At 50.2% G+C, this 16,781-nt stretch carries 14 protein-coding genes and 1 pseudogene; 6 read left to right on the forward strand and 9 right to left on the reverse strand.

What is annotated here, in order from left to right; all coding sequences use genetic code 11:
• Nucleotides 1–27 precede the first annotated feature (27 nt).
• The 7 genes from ACQG1Y_RS19755 to silC all read right to left on the reverse strand — a co-directional run bounded on the left by ACQG1Y_RS19755 (nucleotide 28) and on the right by silC (nucleotide 9,697).
• On the reverse strand, nucleotides 28–225 hold the full coding sequence (locus tag ACQG1Y_RS19755) for a DUF2933 domain-containing protein (protein ID WP_000843497.1): 198 nt from the start codon (nucleotides 223–225) through the stop codon (nucleotides 28–30).
• 40 nt (nucleotides 226–265) lie between these two features.
• The gene (silP, locus tag ACQG1Y_RS19760; RefSeq protein ID WP_023295437.1) at nucleotides 266–2,713 is read right to left on the reverse strand and encodes an Ag(+)-translocating P-type ATPase SilP; all 2,448 of its coding nucleotides are present in this window, start codon (nucleotides 2,711–2,713) and stop codon (nucleotides 266–268) included.
• Between the two features lie 126 nt (nucleotides 2,714–2,839).
• Nucleotides 2,840–3,280, reverse strand: coding sequence for a DUF411 domain-containing protein (locus tag ACQG1Y_RS19765; RefSeq protein WP_000758228.1), 441 nt, complete (start codon nucleotides 3,278–3,280; stop codon nucleotides 2,840–2,842).
• 86 nt (nucleotides 3,281–3,366) lie between these two features.
• Nucleotides 3,367–6,513 (reverse strand): Cu(+)/Ag(+) efflux RND transporter permease subunit SilA, encoded by a 3,147-nt coding sequence (silA, locus tag ACQG1Y_RS19770; RefSeq protein ID WP_426736988.1) that lies wholly within the window; start codon nucleotides 6,511–6,513, stop codon nucleotides 3,367–3,369.
• A gap of 10 nt (nucleotides 6,514–6,523) precedes the next feature.
• Nucleotides 6,524–7,816, reverse strand: a complete 1,293-nt coding sequence (silB, locus tag ACQG1Y_RS19775; protein WP_426736990.1) for a Cu(+)/Ag(+) efflux RND transporter periplasmic adaptor subunit SilB — start codon at nucleotides 7,814–7,816, stop codon at nucleotides 6,524–6,526.
• Between the two features lie 113 nt (nucleotides 7,817–7,929).
• Nucleotides 7,930–8,283 (reverse strand): cation efflux system protein CusF, encoded by a 354-nt coding sequence (gene cusF / locus ACQG1Y_RS19780; RefSeq protein ID WP_004098961.1) that lies wholly within the window; start codon nucleotides 8,281–8,283, stop codon nucleotides 7,930–7,932.
• Nucleotides 8,284–8,311: 28 nt separating this feature from the next.
• On the reverse strand, nucleotides 8,312–9,697 hold the full coding sequence (silC, locus tag ACQG1Y_RS19785) for a Cu(+)/Ag(+) efflux RND transporter outer membrane channel SilC (RefSeq protein ID WP_004098962.1): 1,386 nt from the start codon (nucleotides 9,695–9,697) through the stop codon (nucleotides 8,312–8,314).
• Between the two features lie 189 nt (nucleotides 9,698–9,886).
• On the opposite strand from silC, the gene silR reads away from it, so the two are divergent.
• The 4 genes from silR (at nucleotide 9,887) to copM (ending at nucleotide 13,211) form a co-directional block, all read left to right on the forward strand.
• On the forward strand, nucleotides 9,887–10,567 hold the full coding sequence (gene silR, locus ACQG1Y_RS19790; protein WP_000697969.1) for a copper/silver response regulator transcription factor SilR: 681 nt from the start codon (nucleotides 9,887–9,889) through the stop codon (nucleotides 10,565–10,567).
• Nucleotides 10,560–12,035 (forward strand): copper/silver sensor histidine kinase SilS, encoded by a 1,476-nt coding sequence (gene silS, locus ACQG1Y_RS19795; RefSeq protein WP_000555737.1) that lies wholly within the window; start codon nucleotides 10,560–10,562, stop codon nucleotides 12,033–12,035. The genes silR and silS overlap by 8 nt, the downstream gene beginning before the upstream one ends.
• A gap of 250 nt (nucleotides 12,036–12,285) precedes the next feature.
• The gene (gene silE, locus ACQG1Y_RS19800) at nucleotides 12,286–12,717 is read left to right on the forward strand and encodes a silver-binding protein SilE (RefSeq protein WP_000790483.1); all 432 of its coding nucleotides are present in this window, start codon (nucleotides 12,286–12,288) and stop codon (nucleotides 12,715–12,717) included.
• 143 nt (nucleotides 12,718–12,860) lie between these two features.
• Nucleotides 12,861–13,211, forward strand: a complete 351-nt coding sequence (gene copM / locus ACQG1Y_RS19805; protein ID WP_000694953.1) for a CopM family metallochaperone — start codon at nucleotides 12,861–12,863, stop codon at nucleotides 13,209–13,211.
• A gap of 386 nt (nucleotides 13,212–13,597) precedes the next feature.
• Here the strand turns inward: copM and ACQG1Y_RS19810 are convergent.
• A pseudogene (locus tag ACQG1Y_RS19810) lies at nucleotides 13,598–13,786 on the reverse strand (HNH endonuclease); the annotation flags it as partial.
• Between the two features lie 55 nt (nucleotides 13,787–13,841).
• Nucleotides 13,842–14,810, reverse strand: coding sequence for an IS5-like element IS903B family transposase (locus tag ACQG1Y_RS19815; protein ID WP_072203788.1), 969 nt, complete (start codon nucleotides 14,808–14,810; stop codon nucleotides 13,842–13,844).
• Nucleotides 14,811–14,963: 153 nt separating this feature from the next.
• On the opposite strand from ACQG1Y_RS19815, the gene rclA reads away from it, so the two are divergent.
• Together rclA and ACQG1Y_RS19825 are read left to right on the forward strand one after the other, a co-directional pair.
• Complete coding sequence (gene rclA, locus ACQG1Y_RS19820) at nucleotides 14,964–16,289, forward strand: reactive chlorine resistance oxidoreductase RclA (protein WP_007896426.1); 1,326 nt, start codon at nucleotides 14,964–14,966, stop codon at nucleotides 16,287–16,289.
• 177 nt (nucleotides 16,290–16,466) lie between these two features.
• A complete protein-coding gene (locus tag ACQG1Y_RS19825; RefSeq protein ID WP_000179213.1) occupies nucleotides 16,467–16,742 on the forward strand; it encodes an IS1-like element transposase in 276 nt (91 codons plus the stop codon).
• The last annotated feature ends 39 nt before the right edge of the window (nucleotides 16,743–16,781 follow it).

Genomic DNA, 16,781 nt, shown 5'->3' on the forward strand with positions numbered 1-16,781 from the left:
GGCCGCGACGCGGCCCCGTCTGCCGGATTAATTTTTTTTATCGTTTTCACTTCCTTGATGTTGATGATCTCCATGCCCTCCGTGGCCGTGGAAAAGATGCATTAGCGGGCAGACCAGCAATAACAGATATGGCCAGTAACCTGCCACATGTGACCAGTGTTCGCGCAGGAGGGCAAATGCCGCGATCGCGGCGACAGCAATAAGCGCATAGGTGGTACTTTTCATACTGGACTCCTTCTGTTCGTAACAGCCCCTTCACTCAGTGTTATTTCCCGAGCCTGACACTTTTCAGACGCAACGCATTCACAATGACGCTGACGGAGGAAAGAGCCATGGCCGCCGCCGCAATAACTGGCGACAGCAGTATTCCATACACAGGATAAAGCAGGCCTGCAGCCACAGGCACGCCAAGTGCGTTGTAGATAAATGCAAAAAACAGATTCTGTCGGATATTTTTCATGGTGATTTCTGACAGATGACGGGCCCTGTTCAGTATCATCAAGTCGCCTTTGAGAAGGGTGACTCCGGCACTTTCAATTGCCACATCTGTACCCGTTCCCATGGCTATTCCCACGTCAGCCGCTGCCAGCGCCGGGGCATCATTCACACCGTCTCCGGCCATCGCAACCACATGGCCAGACGCTTTCAGTCGGGTTATCGCTGCTTTTTTGCCATCCGGCAGAATCCCGGCTTCAACCTCATCTATTCCCAGTTTCCGTGCGACTGCTTCAGCGGTAAGCTGGTTATCCCCGGTGAGCATAACGATGCGGATCCCCGCCTGACGCAAAGCTTTAAGCGCATCCGGCGTGGTTGCTTTCACGGGATCCGAGATAGCTATCAGGCCTGCAAGGTGCCCGTCTGTGGCCACATAGATAACGGTAGCACCTTCCATCCGCAACGTATCCGCAACGGCCTTTTGATTATCAATAACGATACTGTTTTCCTGCATAGCCAGTTCATTACCAATAACAACCCGTTGACCTTCGACATCGCCTGAGACACCTTTACCCGACGGCGCATTGAAATGAGTGACTGCGGGTATTGCGATCCCCTTTTCCTGTGCTGCTTTAACTACTGCCATACCCAGCGGATGCTGCGAGCCTTTTTCCACTGCGGCCGTTACACGCAAAAGAGATGTTTCCCCACCCGGATTGAGACTGATAATCCCTGTCACCGTCGGCGAACCTTCCGTGAGCGTGCCTGTTTTGTCGACAACCAGCGTGTCCACTTTTTCAAGACGCTCAAGGGCTTCGGCATTCTTGATTAACACCCCGGCCTGGGCTCCTTTGCCCACCCCCACCATTATCGACATCGGCGTGGCCAGCCCCAGCGCGCAGGGACAGGCAATAATCAGGACCGACACAGCCGCAATGAGACCGTGCGCCATCCTGGGCTCGGGCCCCCAGACAGACCAGATCATGAAAGCAACAACCGCGATAAGTATCACCAGAGGAACAAACCAGCCTGAAACGCTGTCAGCCATTCTCTGGATGGGGGCCCGCGAACGCTGTGCATCAGCGACCATCTGAACAATTCGTGAGAGCATCGTTTCATCACCGACTTTCTCTGCACGGATGATAAGACTACCTGTCTGATTAATGGTCCCCCCGATGACAGGGTCACCCTCCGTTTTGGTAACAGGCATAGATTCCCCGGTCACCATCGATTCATCAACGGTTGTTTTGCCTTCGACCACGATACCGTCGACCGGAATACTCTCTCCAGGTCTGATGCGGAGCTTATCGCCAGGCAGGACATCTTCCGCATTAATATCCGTTTCATGACCGTCATGATCCAGCCGTCTGGCGGTTTTGGGGGCAAGGTTCAGAAGCGCAGTAATGGCGCCTGAGGTTTGTTCCCGTGCCCGCAGCTCAAGAACCTGTCCCAGCAGAACAAGCACCGTAATAACTGCTGCGGCTTCAAAATAAACGGCCACCAGGCCATCCATGTTTCTGAACGATGCAGGAAACCAGGAGGGGAAGACGGTTGCAATGACGCTGTAAACCCAGGCTACGCCGGTCCCCATTGCAACAAGGGTAAACATATTCAGGGAGCGGTTACGTAACGACATTCCGGCCCGGGCGAAGAATGGCCAGCCACACCACAACACGACAGGGGAGGCCAGAAGCAACTGCAGCCATGTGTTGTACTGTGGCGGTACTGTATTCCTCAAGTCGGGAAACAGATGAGATCCCATTTCGAGTACCAGAACCGGAAACGCCAGCAACAACCCCAGCCAGAAGCGTCTTGTCATGTCGTGAAGTTCATCACTCGGCCCCGTGGATGCCGTAGCTACGAGCGGCTCCAGTGCCATTCCACAGACAGGACAGCTTCCGGGACCACTGCGGCGTATCTCCGGGTGCATCGGACATGTCCACACACCTTCAGAATTCTCTTTTTCCGCCTGGTTGTGAGGCTGTTTTATCTGATCAGGGCTGACTTCGTGATGATCGTGGTGATGGTGATGGGAATGTTCACTGGCATCTTCGGTAAGATAACGATCGGGATGGGCTTTAAATTTACTCTCACAGCTGGCGGAGCAGAAATAAAGTTGGTGGTCCTGGTATCGAATGCTGCTGTGCGCCCTGTCGGGCAGGATGGCCATCCCGCACACGGGATCTCTCACCTTATGCAATACGTGGCCCTCGTCCGGGGATAATGTCTGCTCAGAAGCAGTCTGGTTGTTGTGTTGCACTGCATTGTCATTTTTCACAGTAACTCTCCTTATGCATACCGAAGCATCTTCTGTCTTCAGGGTATGTCATGGATGCGATTACCACGAATATCGCCGGCACAGGAGTGCCTGCTACCGGCGTCCCGTTATCAGCCGTTCCGCTGACTATTCGATTCGCTGGAAGACTTTTTTACTTCCATCCGGTGAGAATGCGATAACATCGTAAGCCTCTTTTCGGGCTCCCATCTCCATTCCAGGACTTCCTGCTGGCATACCGGGGGTGGCGAGACCGTATATACCCGAACCAGACTGCATTGCCTTATGTATCGTTGTCGCAGGCACATGGCCTTCAATGATCAAATTACCGGCAACCGCGGTATGACAACTTCGTAGTCCTGCAGGAATAGCATGCTTTTCTTTCAGGGCTGACAGCGCCTGATCATTCATGACGTGAGTTCGTACTTCAAACCCGTCTTTTTCCATCGCTTTGCCCCACAGGGAACAACAGCCACAGTTTTCAGATTTGTACATATCAATCACTTTTTCACTCGCCATCGCGGGTAGTGAAAGGCCGAGAGCCAGCGCCATTAGAACCACTTTTTTCATACTCACCTCTGTATATTATCGATATAAACCCTGACGTCAGGGTGAATCAGTAAAGAAGGACACCCACAGGGGGTGCCCTTTCAGGTTCAGGACACGCTTTTTTTATGTCTGCGCAGCCAGATTAATTTGTAGGCGGCAGGAATAATGAACAGGGACAGCAGCGGAGCCGTGATCATCCCACCAATCATGGGTGCCGCAATACGGCTCATGACTTCTGAACCTGCGCCGGTTCCCCAGAGTATTGGCAGCAGACCCGCAATGATCACCGCCACGGTCATGGCTTTCGGCCGGACACGCAGTACGGCACCATGATAGAGGGCTTCATCAAGACCTTCCGGTGTGAACGTCTCTTTACGGGACAATTCCGGGTGCGCTTCAATGGCATGACGCAGATACATCAGCATGACCACGCCAAACTCTGCTGCCACCCCGGCCAGGGCGATAAACCCGGTTCCGGTCGCTACTGACATATGGAAGCCCTGCCAGTACAGGAACCATATTCCGCCAACCAGGGCGAACGGCAGGCTCATCAGGATCAGCAGGGCTTCGTCAACCCGGCGGAATGCCAGATACAACAGGATGAAAATGATCATCACCGTCATCGGCACCATCAGCTTCAGTTTCTTGTTGGCATGCTCAAGCAGTACAAACTGTCCGGAGAATGCCACACTGGTTCCCGGTCTCAGTTTCACTTTCTCGCTGATGGCCGTCTTAATGTCGTTAACCACCGACACCATGTCCCTGCCGCGGGCATCAACATAAATCCAGCTGGCTGGCCGGGCATTTTCGGTTTTCAGCATGGTTGGTCCAGAAACGACGTTAATATCCGCGACATCGCCCAGCGTGATCTGCTGCTGCATCGGGGTCAGGATCGGCATCTGTTTCAGCGCCTGCGGACTGTTCCGGTAATCCTGCGGGTAGCGAATGTTAATAGGGTACCGGGCCACCCCTTCAACCGTCTCACCCACCATAGCACCTCCGATTGCTGAAGAGACGAACAGCTGGACATCACCTACCGTCATCCCGTAGCGGGAGGCTTTCTCCCGGTTGATATCGATATCGATGTAGCGCCCGCCCTCAAGTCGCTCAGCCAGGACAGACACCACGCCAGGCACGGTTTTGGCTACCGCCTCGATACTCTGCGCCGTCGCGTCGATATCGGACAGAACAGTCCCGGACACTTTGATACCTATCGGGCTTTTGATCCCGGTTGAGAGCATATCAATACGGTTACGGATAGGCGGCACCCAGAGGTTTGCCAGACCCGGTAAACGGACTGTCCTGTCGAGTTCATCAATAATCTTGTCAATTGTCATGCCGGGACGCCACTGATCCTCAGGTTTGAGCTGGATCGTGGTTTCCACCATTTCGAGCGGCGCGGAATCCGTTGCGGTCTCTGCTTTACCGGTCTTGCCAAATACAGAAGCCACTTCAGGAACGCTTTTGATTAACTTGTCTGTTGTCTGCAGGAGCGCTGCAGCTTCTGCCGGAGAGACGCCAGGCAAGGTCGACGGCATATACAGCAGATCGCCCTCGTTAATCTTCGGCAGAAATTCACCGCCCACCTGACTCAGTGGCCAGATAACCGTGAAAATGGACAAGGCCGCAACCAGCAGGGTTGTTTTTGGCCAGTGGAGGACCCGCAGCAGCAAAGGATGATACGCTTTGATCAGCACCCGGTTCAGGGGGTTACTGGTCTCGGCAGGAATTTTCCCCCGGATCCAGAATCCCATCAGAATAGGAATGACGATGATGGCCAGTGCGGCCGCTCCCGCCATGGAGTACGTTTTCGTGAATGCCAGCGGGCCAAACAGACGACCTTCCTGCCCTTCCAGGGTAAAGATAGGAATAAAGGACAGGGTGATGATCAGCAGGCTAATGAACAACGCGGGTCCCACTTCCACGGAGGCGTCGGTAATCACCTTCCAGCGGGTGGCGTTGTCAATCTGCTCACCCGGATGCTGATGATCCCACTCCTCAAGCCGTTTGTGCGCATTTTCAATCATCACAATGGCGGCATCCACCATCGCACCGACGGCAATCGCTATCCCTCCCAGCGACATGATATTGGCGTTCAGTCCCTGGAAGTGCATGACGATAAAGGCGATACACAGGCCAAGCGGCAGAGAGATAATCGCCACCAGGGCAGAACGTACGTGCCACAGGAACAGAGCACAGACGATGGCCACCACGATAAACTCTTCCAGAAGTTTGGAACTGAGGTTATCAATCGCCCGGTCGATTAACTGGCTGCGATCGTAGGTGGTCACGATTTCAACGCCTTCCGGCAGGCTGGCCTTCAGCGTCTCCAGTTTATCCCTCACTGCCGTGATAACGTCGCGCGCATTTTTACCCGACCGCAGGATCACCACGCCGCCAGCGACTTCTCCCTGGCCGTTCAGCTCGGCAATACCACGCCTCATTTCGGGCCCGGTCTGCACGCGGGCAACATCCCGCAGATAAACCGGCACGCCGTTCTCACCTGTTTTCAGGACGATGTTATTAAAATCATCAATGCTCTGAAGATAACCGCTGGCACGGACCATATACTCCGCTTCGGCCATTTCAACGGATGAGCCACCGGCCTCCTGGTTAGACGATTCAAGTGCCTGTTTCACTTCGGGCAGGCTGATACCGTACTGGGACAGTTTTACCGGATTGACCTGAATCTGGTACTGTTTCACCACGCCGCCAACCGAAGCGACCTCAGCCACGTTCGGGATGGTTTTCAGCTCAAATTTCAGGAACCAGTCCTGCAGAGAGCGCAGTTCTGAAAGGTCGTGTTTTCCGTTGCGATCGACAAGGGCATATTCAAAAATCCAGCCCACACCCGTGGCATCAGGACCGATTTCAGAACTCACACCGGCAGGCAGTTTTCCCTGAACCTGATTCAGATATTCCAGCACGCGGGAACGGGCCCAGTACAGATCGGTGCCGTCTTCAAAAATGACATACACATACGAATCCCCGAACTGTGAAAAACCACGCACGGTTTTTGCGCCAGGTACGGACAGCATGGTGGTGGTAAGTGGATAGGTGACCTGGTTTTCTACAATCTGCGGGGCCTGGCCGGGATAGCTGGTTTTGATAATGACCTGCACATCTGACAGGTCAGGCAAGGCATCGACCGGCGTGTTAATAATCGTCCATGTACCCCAGATGCTGAGAAACAGGGCCCCCATCATGACCAGGAAACGGTTGGCGACAGAGCGCCGGATAATCCATTCAATCATCGTCGTCTCCTCAGTGCCCTGAATGCATATTTACAGGCTGGTCAGACATTGCTGGCATACTGCTTTCTGTTTTTTCAGGGTGGCGCATACGTTCCAGCGCGCCCGTAATATTGGCTTCGGAGTCAATGAGGAACAGGCCACTGACCACCACGGTATCGCCTTCATTCAGGCCGGAACCGATGCCGGACTGTTGCTGTGATTCATGCAGAACGTGGATCTGTTTCGGCACAAACTTGCCTTCATCATCAACAGTAATCACGCGCTGTTCTTTGCCGGTATCGATAACGGCCTGGCTTGGTATCAGCAGCATCTCCTGGCTCTTGGTATTCAGTTTCAGATAGGCATTCATGCCCGGCTTGAGAAACTCATCCTTATTAGAAACCTGGAGACGGACCTGAAGCGTACGGGTTGTCTGATCCACGCTGGGAAGAATGTTCCATTTTTCGACATGGAATGTTTTATCCGGATAAGCCGGTACCGAAATTTCAAACTGCGACGTATCTTTCAGCAGATATGCGATAGATTCTGGCACTGCAGCGCTGATCCAGACCGGGTCCATCCCCTGAATCTGAGCCGCTACTTTATCTTTCGAAATATTCATGCCGGTGCGCAGGTCAAACGCAGTAATGACACCATCAATAGGTGCTTTAATGGTAAAACGGGTCTGGATTGTGCGGGTTGAACGCAGCCTTTGAATATCCTCTTCCGGCATACCAGCCAGACGAAGTCGCTCCAGAACCCCTTTTATCTGGGTTGACGTACCGCCTGTACCGGATAACAGCAGGAACTCACTTTGTGCCTCAACCCATTCAGGAATGGTGATATCGATAAGCGGAGTGCCTTTCTTCACATGATCGCCAATCGTCAGGGGATACACTTTTTCGACGAAACCGTCAGAGCGCGCCTGCACAATGACAAACTGATACTCGTTGTAACTGACATTAGCCGGGATTGTCTGAGAATAATTCAGCATTCCTCGCGTGACTTTTTGCGTTTTTAATCCCAGATTCTGAACCTGCGTTGGATCGATACGGATCCCGCCACTGCTTTTATCGCCGCTTTCATCAGCATATTTTGGCACCAGGTCCATATCCATAAAGGGAGATTTTCCGGGTTTATCAAATTTGGTATCCGGTTTCATCGGGTCATACCAGAAAAGTACCTTTCGCTCGGGTGCCTTTTGTTCGGTTTGTACTGTTTTTTGTGATGAGTTTACATACTGCCAGGCAGTAACCGATATCAGCCCTCCTGCTATGAGGCTGCTGATAATTATTGCAGCATATTTTATCTTTAAAGAAGCCATACAATTTCTCGCTGAAAAATCAAAACACCTGGCATATGCGGCCGATCATTCATTCACAGTAATCCCTTAATGAATGTTCAGACGCACTGGATGTATTCGCTCCGGACAGTCAATCAGGATTGCGTAACGTTAATGCTTTTGAGTAAGGATATATTGCCCTGCTGAATAAACGAGAAATCGACATGGTTGCCGGTTTTCAGGGCATTGATAGCGTCGTCTGCATTAACAAAAGTGAAGCGCATGGTCATTGCAGGCCAGCCCACCGCAGGGATTGCTTCGTGCGAAATGGTGATCTTTTTACTATTCATATCAATTTCTTTAACGATACCGGTGCCCTTGATAACCTGCTGTACCGAAGCATCACTGGCAGCATTCATATCGCCATGCTGATGTGTTTCAGCATGAAGACCGGCAGAAAACATGACAGAGAAGGCACCAAATAAAACGGCTTTAAGTGAATTACGCATTTTTAATTTCCTGATTAATTGAATAAATTTACTCTACCCAACCGCCACCCAGCGCGGTAAACAGATTAATTTCGTTAACCTGTCGGGAATAGGTAAGATCGAGAATGGTTTGCTGCGTCGCGAAGAGGGAACGTTCTGCATCCAGCACTTCGATGTAACTGACAGCACCACTTGCATACAATCCTCTGGCACGCTGTAGAGTTATCTGTAGTGAATCAAGATAACGCTGCTGTGACTCAAGTTGCTGGCTAAGGCTGTCGCGCAGCGCAAGCGTGTCGGAAACATCCTTAAAGGCTGACTGAATTTTTTGTTCGTAATTAACCACCGACTGTTGCTGGCGAATTTCAGCCAGCTTCAGATTGGCTTTGTTCCTGCCAGCATTAAATATAGGAATTTCAATTTTAGGAATAAAATTCCACATTCCACTTCCTGACGTAAAGAGGCTGGACAGCTCCGTACTGCTTGAGGAGAGACCACTGGTCAGGGTAATGGACGGGAAAAAAGCCGCTCGCGCTGCGCCAATATTGGCATCAGCCGCTTTCAACTGGTATTCCGCTTCCATAATATCCGGACGCTGCAGCAATATTTGTGACGACAGATTTGGTGGCAATTTTACTGGTGCGATCTCCCCACCTTTCATCCCTTTTTCTGACGGAACTGCGCGGTACGTTCCAAGCACCAGTTGCAGGGCATTGTTTGCCTGAGCCAGATCGCCTTCTCGTTTGGCTATTTCGGCGCGGGTACTTTCGATTTGTCCTCTCGCCTGTTCAAGTGCCAGAACGTTCGTACTCCCGGTCACGAGCTGTTGCTCAACGAAAGCATAGGACTGTTCATAATTTTTCAGCGTTTCCCGCGCAATACGGAGTTGTTCGTACGCCAGTTGCTGGCTGAAATAGCTCTGTGAAACGTTGGAGACCAGCAGGATGTGTACGGCCCGACGGGCTTCTTCGCTGGCAAAGTAGTTCTGGCGGTCAGCATCACTCATGTTCTTAAGTTTGCCGAAAAAATCGAGCTCATAGCTGAGCTCCAGTCTCGCGTCGTACTCCTGTGTGGTCGGCTTGTCACCTTTCAGACCACCGCTGTATGTTATCCCGGATGAGGCATTCAGCTGGGGATAACGATCTGCATCCGTGACGTTGAACTGGGCTCGGGCCTCTTCAACCTTCAGGGCAGCCATTCTCAAATCACGGTTATTAGTCAGAGCTTCACCGATCAACCGGGTAACCTGGGGATCGACAAAAAAGTTACGCCAGCCCGTATCCTGATAGCCATTTACCGCTGGCGTCAGGCTGTTATGGGACAGTGAAAACTGCTGGGGTACCGGTGCTGCGGGCCGCTGATATTCAGGCGCAAGCGACACGCAGCCTGCCAGGATGAATATCGTGCTAATGCTGAGTAATTTTAATTTGAACATAACGCTTCTCGTCCAGGCAGACCTGGTAAATGGTTCAAATGAAGTCCAGAGTATTGATAGGGGTACTTTACCTAACGCTCTCTGTTTGCCGGGTGACAGGATAATGACAATGTTGTCATTTTTGCTGTAATCCGTTGATAACGATCGTGGGCGCAATAGAATGACATTAGCAGCCAGCCGGGGAGCAAGATGAAAATATTGATCGTCGAAGACGAAATTAAAACAGGTGAATATCTCAGCAAAGGGCTTACAGAGGCAGGGTTCGTAGTGGATCACGCTGATAATGGTCTTACCGGATATCATCTCGCCATGACAGCCGAGTATGATTTAGTCATTCTGGATATCATGCTACCTGATGTGAACGGCTGGGATATCATCCGCATGCTGCGCACTGCCGGAAAGGGTATGCCGGTCTTACTGCTGACAGCCCTCGGCACGATCGAACATAGGGTCAAAGGACTGGAACTGGGTGCGGACGATTATCTGGTTAAACCCTTTGCGTTTGCTGAACTGCTCGCCCGGGTGAGAACCCTTCTGAGGCGGGGAAACACGATGATCACGGAAAGCCAGTTTAAGGTGGCTGACCTCTCGATTGATCTCGTATCCAGAAAAGTCAGTCGCGCCGGAAACCGCATTGTGCTCACCAGTAAAGAGTTCAGCCTGCTGGAATTCTTCATTCGCCATCAGGGAGAGGTTCTTCCCCGCTCCCTGATTGCCTCTCAGGTCTGGGACATGAATTTTGACAGCGACACTAATGCGATCGATGTCGCAGTAAAGCGACTCCGCGCTAAAATAGACAACGATTACGGGACAAAGCTGATCCAGACAGTCCGGGGCGTGGGCTACATGCTGGAGGTCCCGGATGCATAGCAAACCTTCCAGACGCCCTTTCTCACTCGCTCTGCGGCTGACCTTTTTTATCAGCCTGTCCACGATACTGGCTTTTATCGCCTTCACCTGGTTTATGCTGCATTCTGTTGAAAATCATTTTGCCGAGCAGGATGTCAGCGATCTTCAACAAATCAGCACCACACTGAACCGTATACTGCAGTCCCCGGTGGATCCGGATGATAAAAAAATAAGCAAAATAAAGGAATCAATTGCCAGCTACCGCAACGTTGCCCTTTTGCTCCTCAATCCCAGGGGGGAAGTGCTCTTTAGCTCAGCTCAGGGGGCGGCACTACGCCCGGCAGTGAATTCAGCAGATTTTAGCGAGCACAGCCGCGCACGGGATGTCTTTCTCTGGACGGTGGAGGATCCTGCGGGACCGATGGATACCGGGTCCGAAATGAAGATGGAAACATACAGGATTATCGCCTCCTCTGGTCAGGCGATATTTCAGGGCAAACAGCAGAACTATGTCATGCTGACTGGCCTATCCATTAATTTCCATCTCCATTACCTCGATGCGCTGAAAAAGAACCTGATTGCGATTGCCGTCGTGATAAGCCTGTTGATTGTTCTGATCATTCGAATCGCTGTCCGTCAGGGGCACCTGCCCCTTCGTAATGTCAGCAATGCCATTAAAAACATCACCTCCGAGAATCTTGATGCGCGACTGGAACCGACACGCGTTCCCATTGAGCTGGAGCAACTGGTTATCTCGTTCAATCATATGATTGGAAAGATTGAGGATGTCTTTACCCGCCAGGCCAATTTCTCTGCCGATATCGCGCATGAGATCAGAACGCCCATCACCAATCTGGTGACGCAGACTGAAATCGCACTGAGTCAGGATCGAACACAGAGGGAACTTGAGGATGTCCTCTATTCCAGTCTTGAAGAGTATAACCGGATGACCAAAATGGTCAGCGATATGCTGTTCCTGGCACAGGCAGATAATAATCAGCTGATACCTGACAGGGTCATGTTTGACCTCAGAGCGGAAGTCATGAAAGTCTTCGAGTTTTTCGAAGCCTGGGCCGAAGAACGCAATATCACGCTCAAATTTAACGGGATGCCCTGCCTGGTTGAGGGAGATCCACAAATGTTCAGAAGGGCGATCAATAATCTGTTATCCAATGCCCTGCGTTATACCCCGGAGGGACAGGCAATCACCGTCTCAATAAGAGAGCAGGAGAGCTTTTTTGACCTTGTGATTGAAAATCCGGGGAAACCGATCCCTGAAGAACATTTATCAAGGCTGTTTGACCGTTTTTATCGGGTGGATCCATCCAGACAACGAAAAGGAGAAGGCAGCGGCATCGGCCTTGCGATTGTGAAGTCAATCGTGGAAGCACATCACGGAAGAGTGCAGGTGGAATCAGACGTACGCTCCACGCGTTTTATCTTATCCGTGCCCAGACTGGAGAAAATGATCCCGGAAACCCAATGCTGAAAATAAAGATGTAAATGACAAAGATGTCATTAGCCTGTCATGCAGCAAACAGAAGCCATTCGATATAATTAGTGCAACTTATCAGGAAGGCTGGATTGCTTCATCAATACCCGGCGTCAGAGTACGCCAGGAAATGAATATCCAGCCCTCTTCCGGAGAAATAAACGCTGCCGAACTTGTTTCAGTTATGGAACTGAAAACACCGGTTGTACTTCCCCGGACATCACTAATTCAGAAATGGAGAGTTATCATGAAAAATATCGTATTAGCATCTTTGCTGGGCTTTGGTTTAATTTCATCGGCCTGGGCCACTGAAACCGTGAATATCCATGATCGCGTCAACAATGCACAGGCTCCTGCTCACCAGATGCAGTCTGCTGCGGCTCCTGTCGGGATCCAGGGGACTGCTCCTCGTATGACCGGTATGGACCAGCATGAACAGGCCATTATTGCTCATGAGACCATGACGAACGGCTCGGCGGATGCGCACCAGAAAATGGTGGAAAGTCATCAGAAGATGATGGGAAATAACACGGTATCCACGACCGTCCCGTCAACGTCTTACGCGGCGATGAATGAGCATGAAAGAGCAGCGGTTGCCCATGAATTCATGAATAACGGGCAATCCGGCCCACATCAGGCCATGGCCGAAGCGCACCGCCGCATGATCAATGCAGGCTGAATGCGACGGTAGTATCCGTGCTGTTACCTTTTCCCTGATAGATTTTCCTGAAACAACGTTGCTACATTTTTGCCCCCCGTCAGAGGGCTTTTTTGTCTGACTCAGCTACACTTAACCGGTACCTGTCTGAAAGGAATTATTATATGAAAATCAAAAACACCCTTTTTGTAATATTAATGTTATCCCTGCCAGCCATTTCTGCTGAACATTCGGAAATGAAAATGTCAGATATGCACTCATCGGCATCATCACAGGAATATATGGCTGGCATGAAAAATATGCATGAAAAAATGATGGCCGCCGTTAATGAATCCAATCCCGATAAGGCCTTTGCAAAAGGTATGATCGCACACCATGAAGGGGCAATCGCAATGGCTGAGACCGAGCTCAAATACGGAAAAGATCCCGAAATGAGAAAGCTTGCGCAGGACATCATTAAAGCTCAAAAAGGTGAAATTGAGCAGATGAATAAATGGCTTGACAGTCATAAATAATGAACACTGGAGTGTTGTCTTGCGCACCCTCTTAGGGTACCCCCGGACACGAAAATATATAGCACTTAACTAATTAAAAACCCGAATAATTTCGGGTTTTTAATGTAACTTTCTTTTCTGAACGGAAATAATAGTCATACAATTTAATTTTCTTGTAATTACTCCTACTTTTAATCAGGTACTGGACGATGGATAACGACTCCCGCCTGAGAGGGAAAATCCGTCTGGTTACCTGGCGCTATACTTAACCGATTGATCGACATGCCATGCTGGTAAAATATTAAAATCCTCCCCCATAAATCTGAACCACATGACAGGATTGATAGTCAGGCAGTATTTCACATTCATTGCTAAAAAATAAAAATAAGCATGCATCTTCTCGAAGATTAATTACCTTCCATCTTGTAAAAAAGAATCAAATCCTCTAATAATATCTCGATTCCCGCTTTTTTTAATACATCTTTCCGCTCGGCATATATTTTCCTCAACATATCTTCAAACCCCTTGCCAAGATGAATTTGTTTATGGCAGTTGCAACATAGTGATATGATATTCTCTTCCACATCCAGTGAATGGCTTTGTTGAATAAATCAGATTTCGGGTAAGTCTCCCCCGTAGCGGGTTGTGTTTTCAGGCAATACGCACGCTTTCAGGCATACCTGCTTTCGTCATTTTGTTCAGCGCTCGTACCAGGGCCATAGCCTCCGCAACCTGACCATCGTAGTCACGCAGCGTCAGTGAACCCCCGAACAGCTGTTTTACCCGGTACATCGCCGTTTCCGCTATCGAGCGACGGTTGTAATCTGTTGTCCATTTCCACCGCGCATTACTCCCGGTCATTCGCTGATTAGCCACTGCACGGTTACGGTCTGCATATTCACCGGGACAGTAACCCGCACCTTTTCGGGGAGGGATAAGCGCGCTGATTTTCTTACGCCGCAGTTCATCGTGACATAGCCGGGTATCGTAAGCGCCATCGGCGGCGGCTGACCTGATTTTCCGGTGGGTTTGCCGGATTAACCCGGGGAAGGCCTCTGAGTCCGTAACGTTGTTCAGCGACAGGTCAGCGCAGATGATTTCATGTGTTTTACTGTCAACGGCGAGATGCAGCTTACGCCAGATACGGCGGCGTTCCTGGCCATGCTTTTTGACTTTCCACTCGCCTTCACCGAAGACCTTCAGCCCGGTGGAATCAATTACCAGGTGTGCGATTTCACCCCGGGTGGGCGTTTTGAAACTGACATTAACCGACTTTGCCCGCCTGCTGACACAGCTGTAATCCGGGCAGCGTAGCGGAACGTTCATCAGAGAAAAAATGGAATCAATAAAGCCCTGCGCAGCGCGCAGGGTCAGCCTGAATACGCGTTTAATGACCAGCACAGTCGTGATGGCAAGGTCAGAATAGCGCTGAGGTCTGCCTCGTGAAGAAGGTGTTGCTGACTCATACCAGGCCTGAATAGCTTCATCATCCAGCCAGAAAGTTATGGAGCCACGGTTGATGAGGGCTTTATTGTAGGTGGGCCAGTTGGTGATTTTGAACTTTTGCTTTGCCACGGAACGGTCTGCGTTGTCGGGAAGATGCGTGATCTGATCCTTCAACTCAGCAAAAGTTCGATTTATTCAACAAAGCCAAACAGAAGCCACTGGAGCACCTCAAAAACACCATCATACACTAAATCAGTAAGTTGGCAGCATCACCTTTTGCGTCTATAGTCATGATGTCAAATGAACGCGTTTCGACAGGAAATCATCATGAATAAATATCAGGCAGTTATTATTGGTTTTGGCAAGGCTGGAAAAACATTAGCCGTCACGCTGGCAAAAGCAGGTTGGCGTGTGGCTCTCATCGAACAATCAAATGCAATGTATGGCGGGACCTGTATTAATATCGGCTGTATCCCAACCAAAACATTGGTTCATGACGCACAGCAGCACACAGATTTTGTCCGTGCCATACAGCGTAAAAATGAAGTGGTTAATTTTTTACGTAATAAGAATTTTCATAATCTTGCGGATATGCCCAATATCGACGTGATCGACGGCCAGGCGGAGTTTATCAATAATCATAGCCTGCGTGTTCATCGGCCTGAGGGAAATTTGGAGATTCATGGCGAGAAAATTTTTATTAATACCGGTGCACAAGCCGTGGTTCCGCCAATTCCTGGAATTACCACCACGCCTGGTGTATATGACAGCACCGGATTACTTAATCTAAAAGAATTGCCTGGGCATTTAGGTATTTTGGGCGGCGGATATATTGGCGTTGAGTTCGCCTCTATGTTCGCTAATTTTGGCAGCAAAGTAACCATTTTAGAGGCAGCTTCGCTGTTTTTGCCTCGGGAAGATCGGGATATTGCTGATAATATCGCGACGATTTTACGCGATCAGGGCGTCGATATTATCCTCAATGCCCATGTGGAGCGAATCAGTCACCATGAAAATCAAGTGCAAGTGCATAGCGAGCACGCCCAACTGGCGGTGGATGCACTGTTAATAGCTTCCGGTCGTCAACCGGCTACCGCTTCGTTACATCCAGAAAATGCCGGTATCGCAGTAAACGAGCGCGGGGCAATTGTCGTTGACAAGCGATTACATACCACCGCAGACAATATTTGGGCGATGGGAGATGTTACCGGCGGGCTGCAATTTACTTACATATCACTGGATGATTACCGCATTGTACGTGATGAGTTACTGGGTGAAGGCAAACGTAGTACTGATGATCGGAAAAATGTGCCTTATTCCGTATTTATGACACCGCCCCTGTCCAGGGTTGGTATGACAGAAGAACAAGCCAGAGAGAGTGGTGCTGATATTCAGGTGGTGACATTGCCTGTAGCTGCAATTCCGCGCGCCAGAGTGATGAACGATACCCGTGGGGTATTAAAAGCGATTGTTGATAATAAAACCCAACGTATATTAGGAGCATCACTGCTGTGTATTGACTCCCACGAGATGATCAATATAGTGAAAATGGTGATGGATGCCGGGCTGCCTTATAGCATATTACGCGATCAGATATTTACTCATCCGTCGATGAGCGAATCACTCAATGATCTATTTTCATTAGTCAAATAAACTCAAAATCAGACGCCAGAACAAATATTCTGGCGTCTCAGAGAAAAGAATCTTATTAATTCTCTGTTACTCTATAACTTCTTAATCACTTCATTGATGGTATTTTATATGTTTAAAAAATCGGTGATGCTGCCAACTTAATGATTTAGTGTATGATGGTGTTTTTGAGGTGCTCCAGTGGCTTCTGTTTCTATCAGCTGTCCCTCCTGTTCAGCTACTGACGGGGTGGTGCGTAACGGCAAAAGCACCGCCGGACATCAGCGCTATCTCTGCTCTCACTGCCGTAAAACATGGCAACTGCAGTTCACTTACACCGCTTCTCAACCCGGTACGCACCAGAAAATCATTGATATGGCCATGAATGGCGTTGGATGCCGGGCAACCGCCCGCATTATGGGCGTTGGCCTCAACACGATTTTACGTCACTTAAAAAACTCAGGCCGCAGTCGGTAACCTCGCGCATACAGCCGGGCAGTGACGTCATCGTCTGCG

Origin of the sequence: Enterobacter cloacae complex sp. 397G4, assembly GCF_050031515.1 — a bacterium.
Taxonomy (GTDB): Bacteria; Pseudomonadota; Gammaproteobacteria; order Enterobacterales; family Enterobacteriaceae; genus Enterobacter; species Enterobacter hormaechei_C.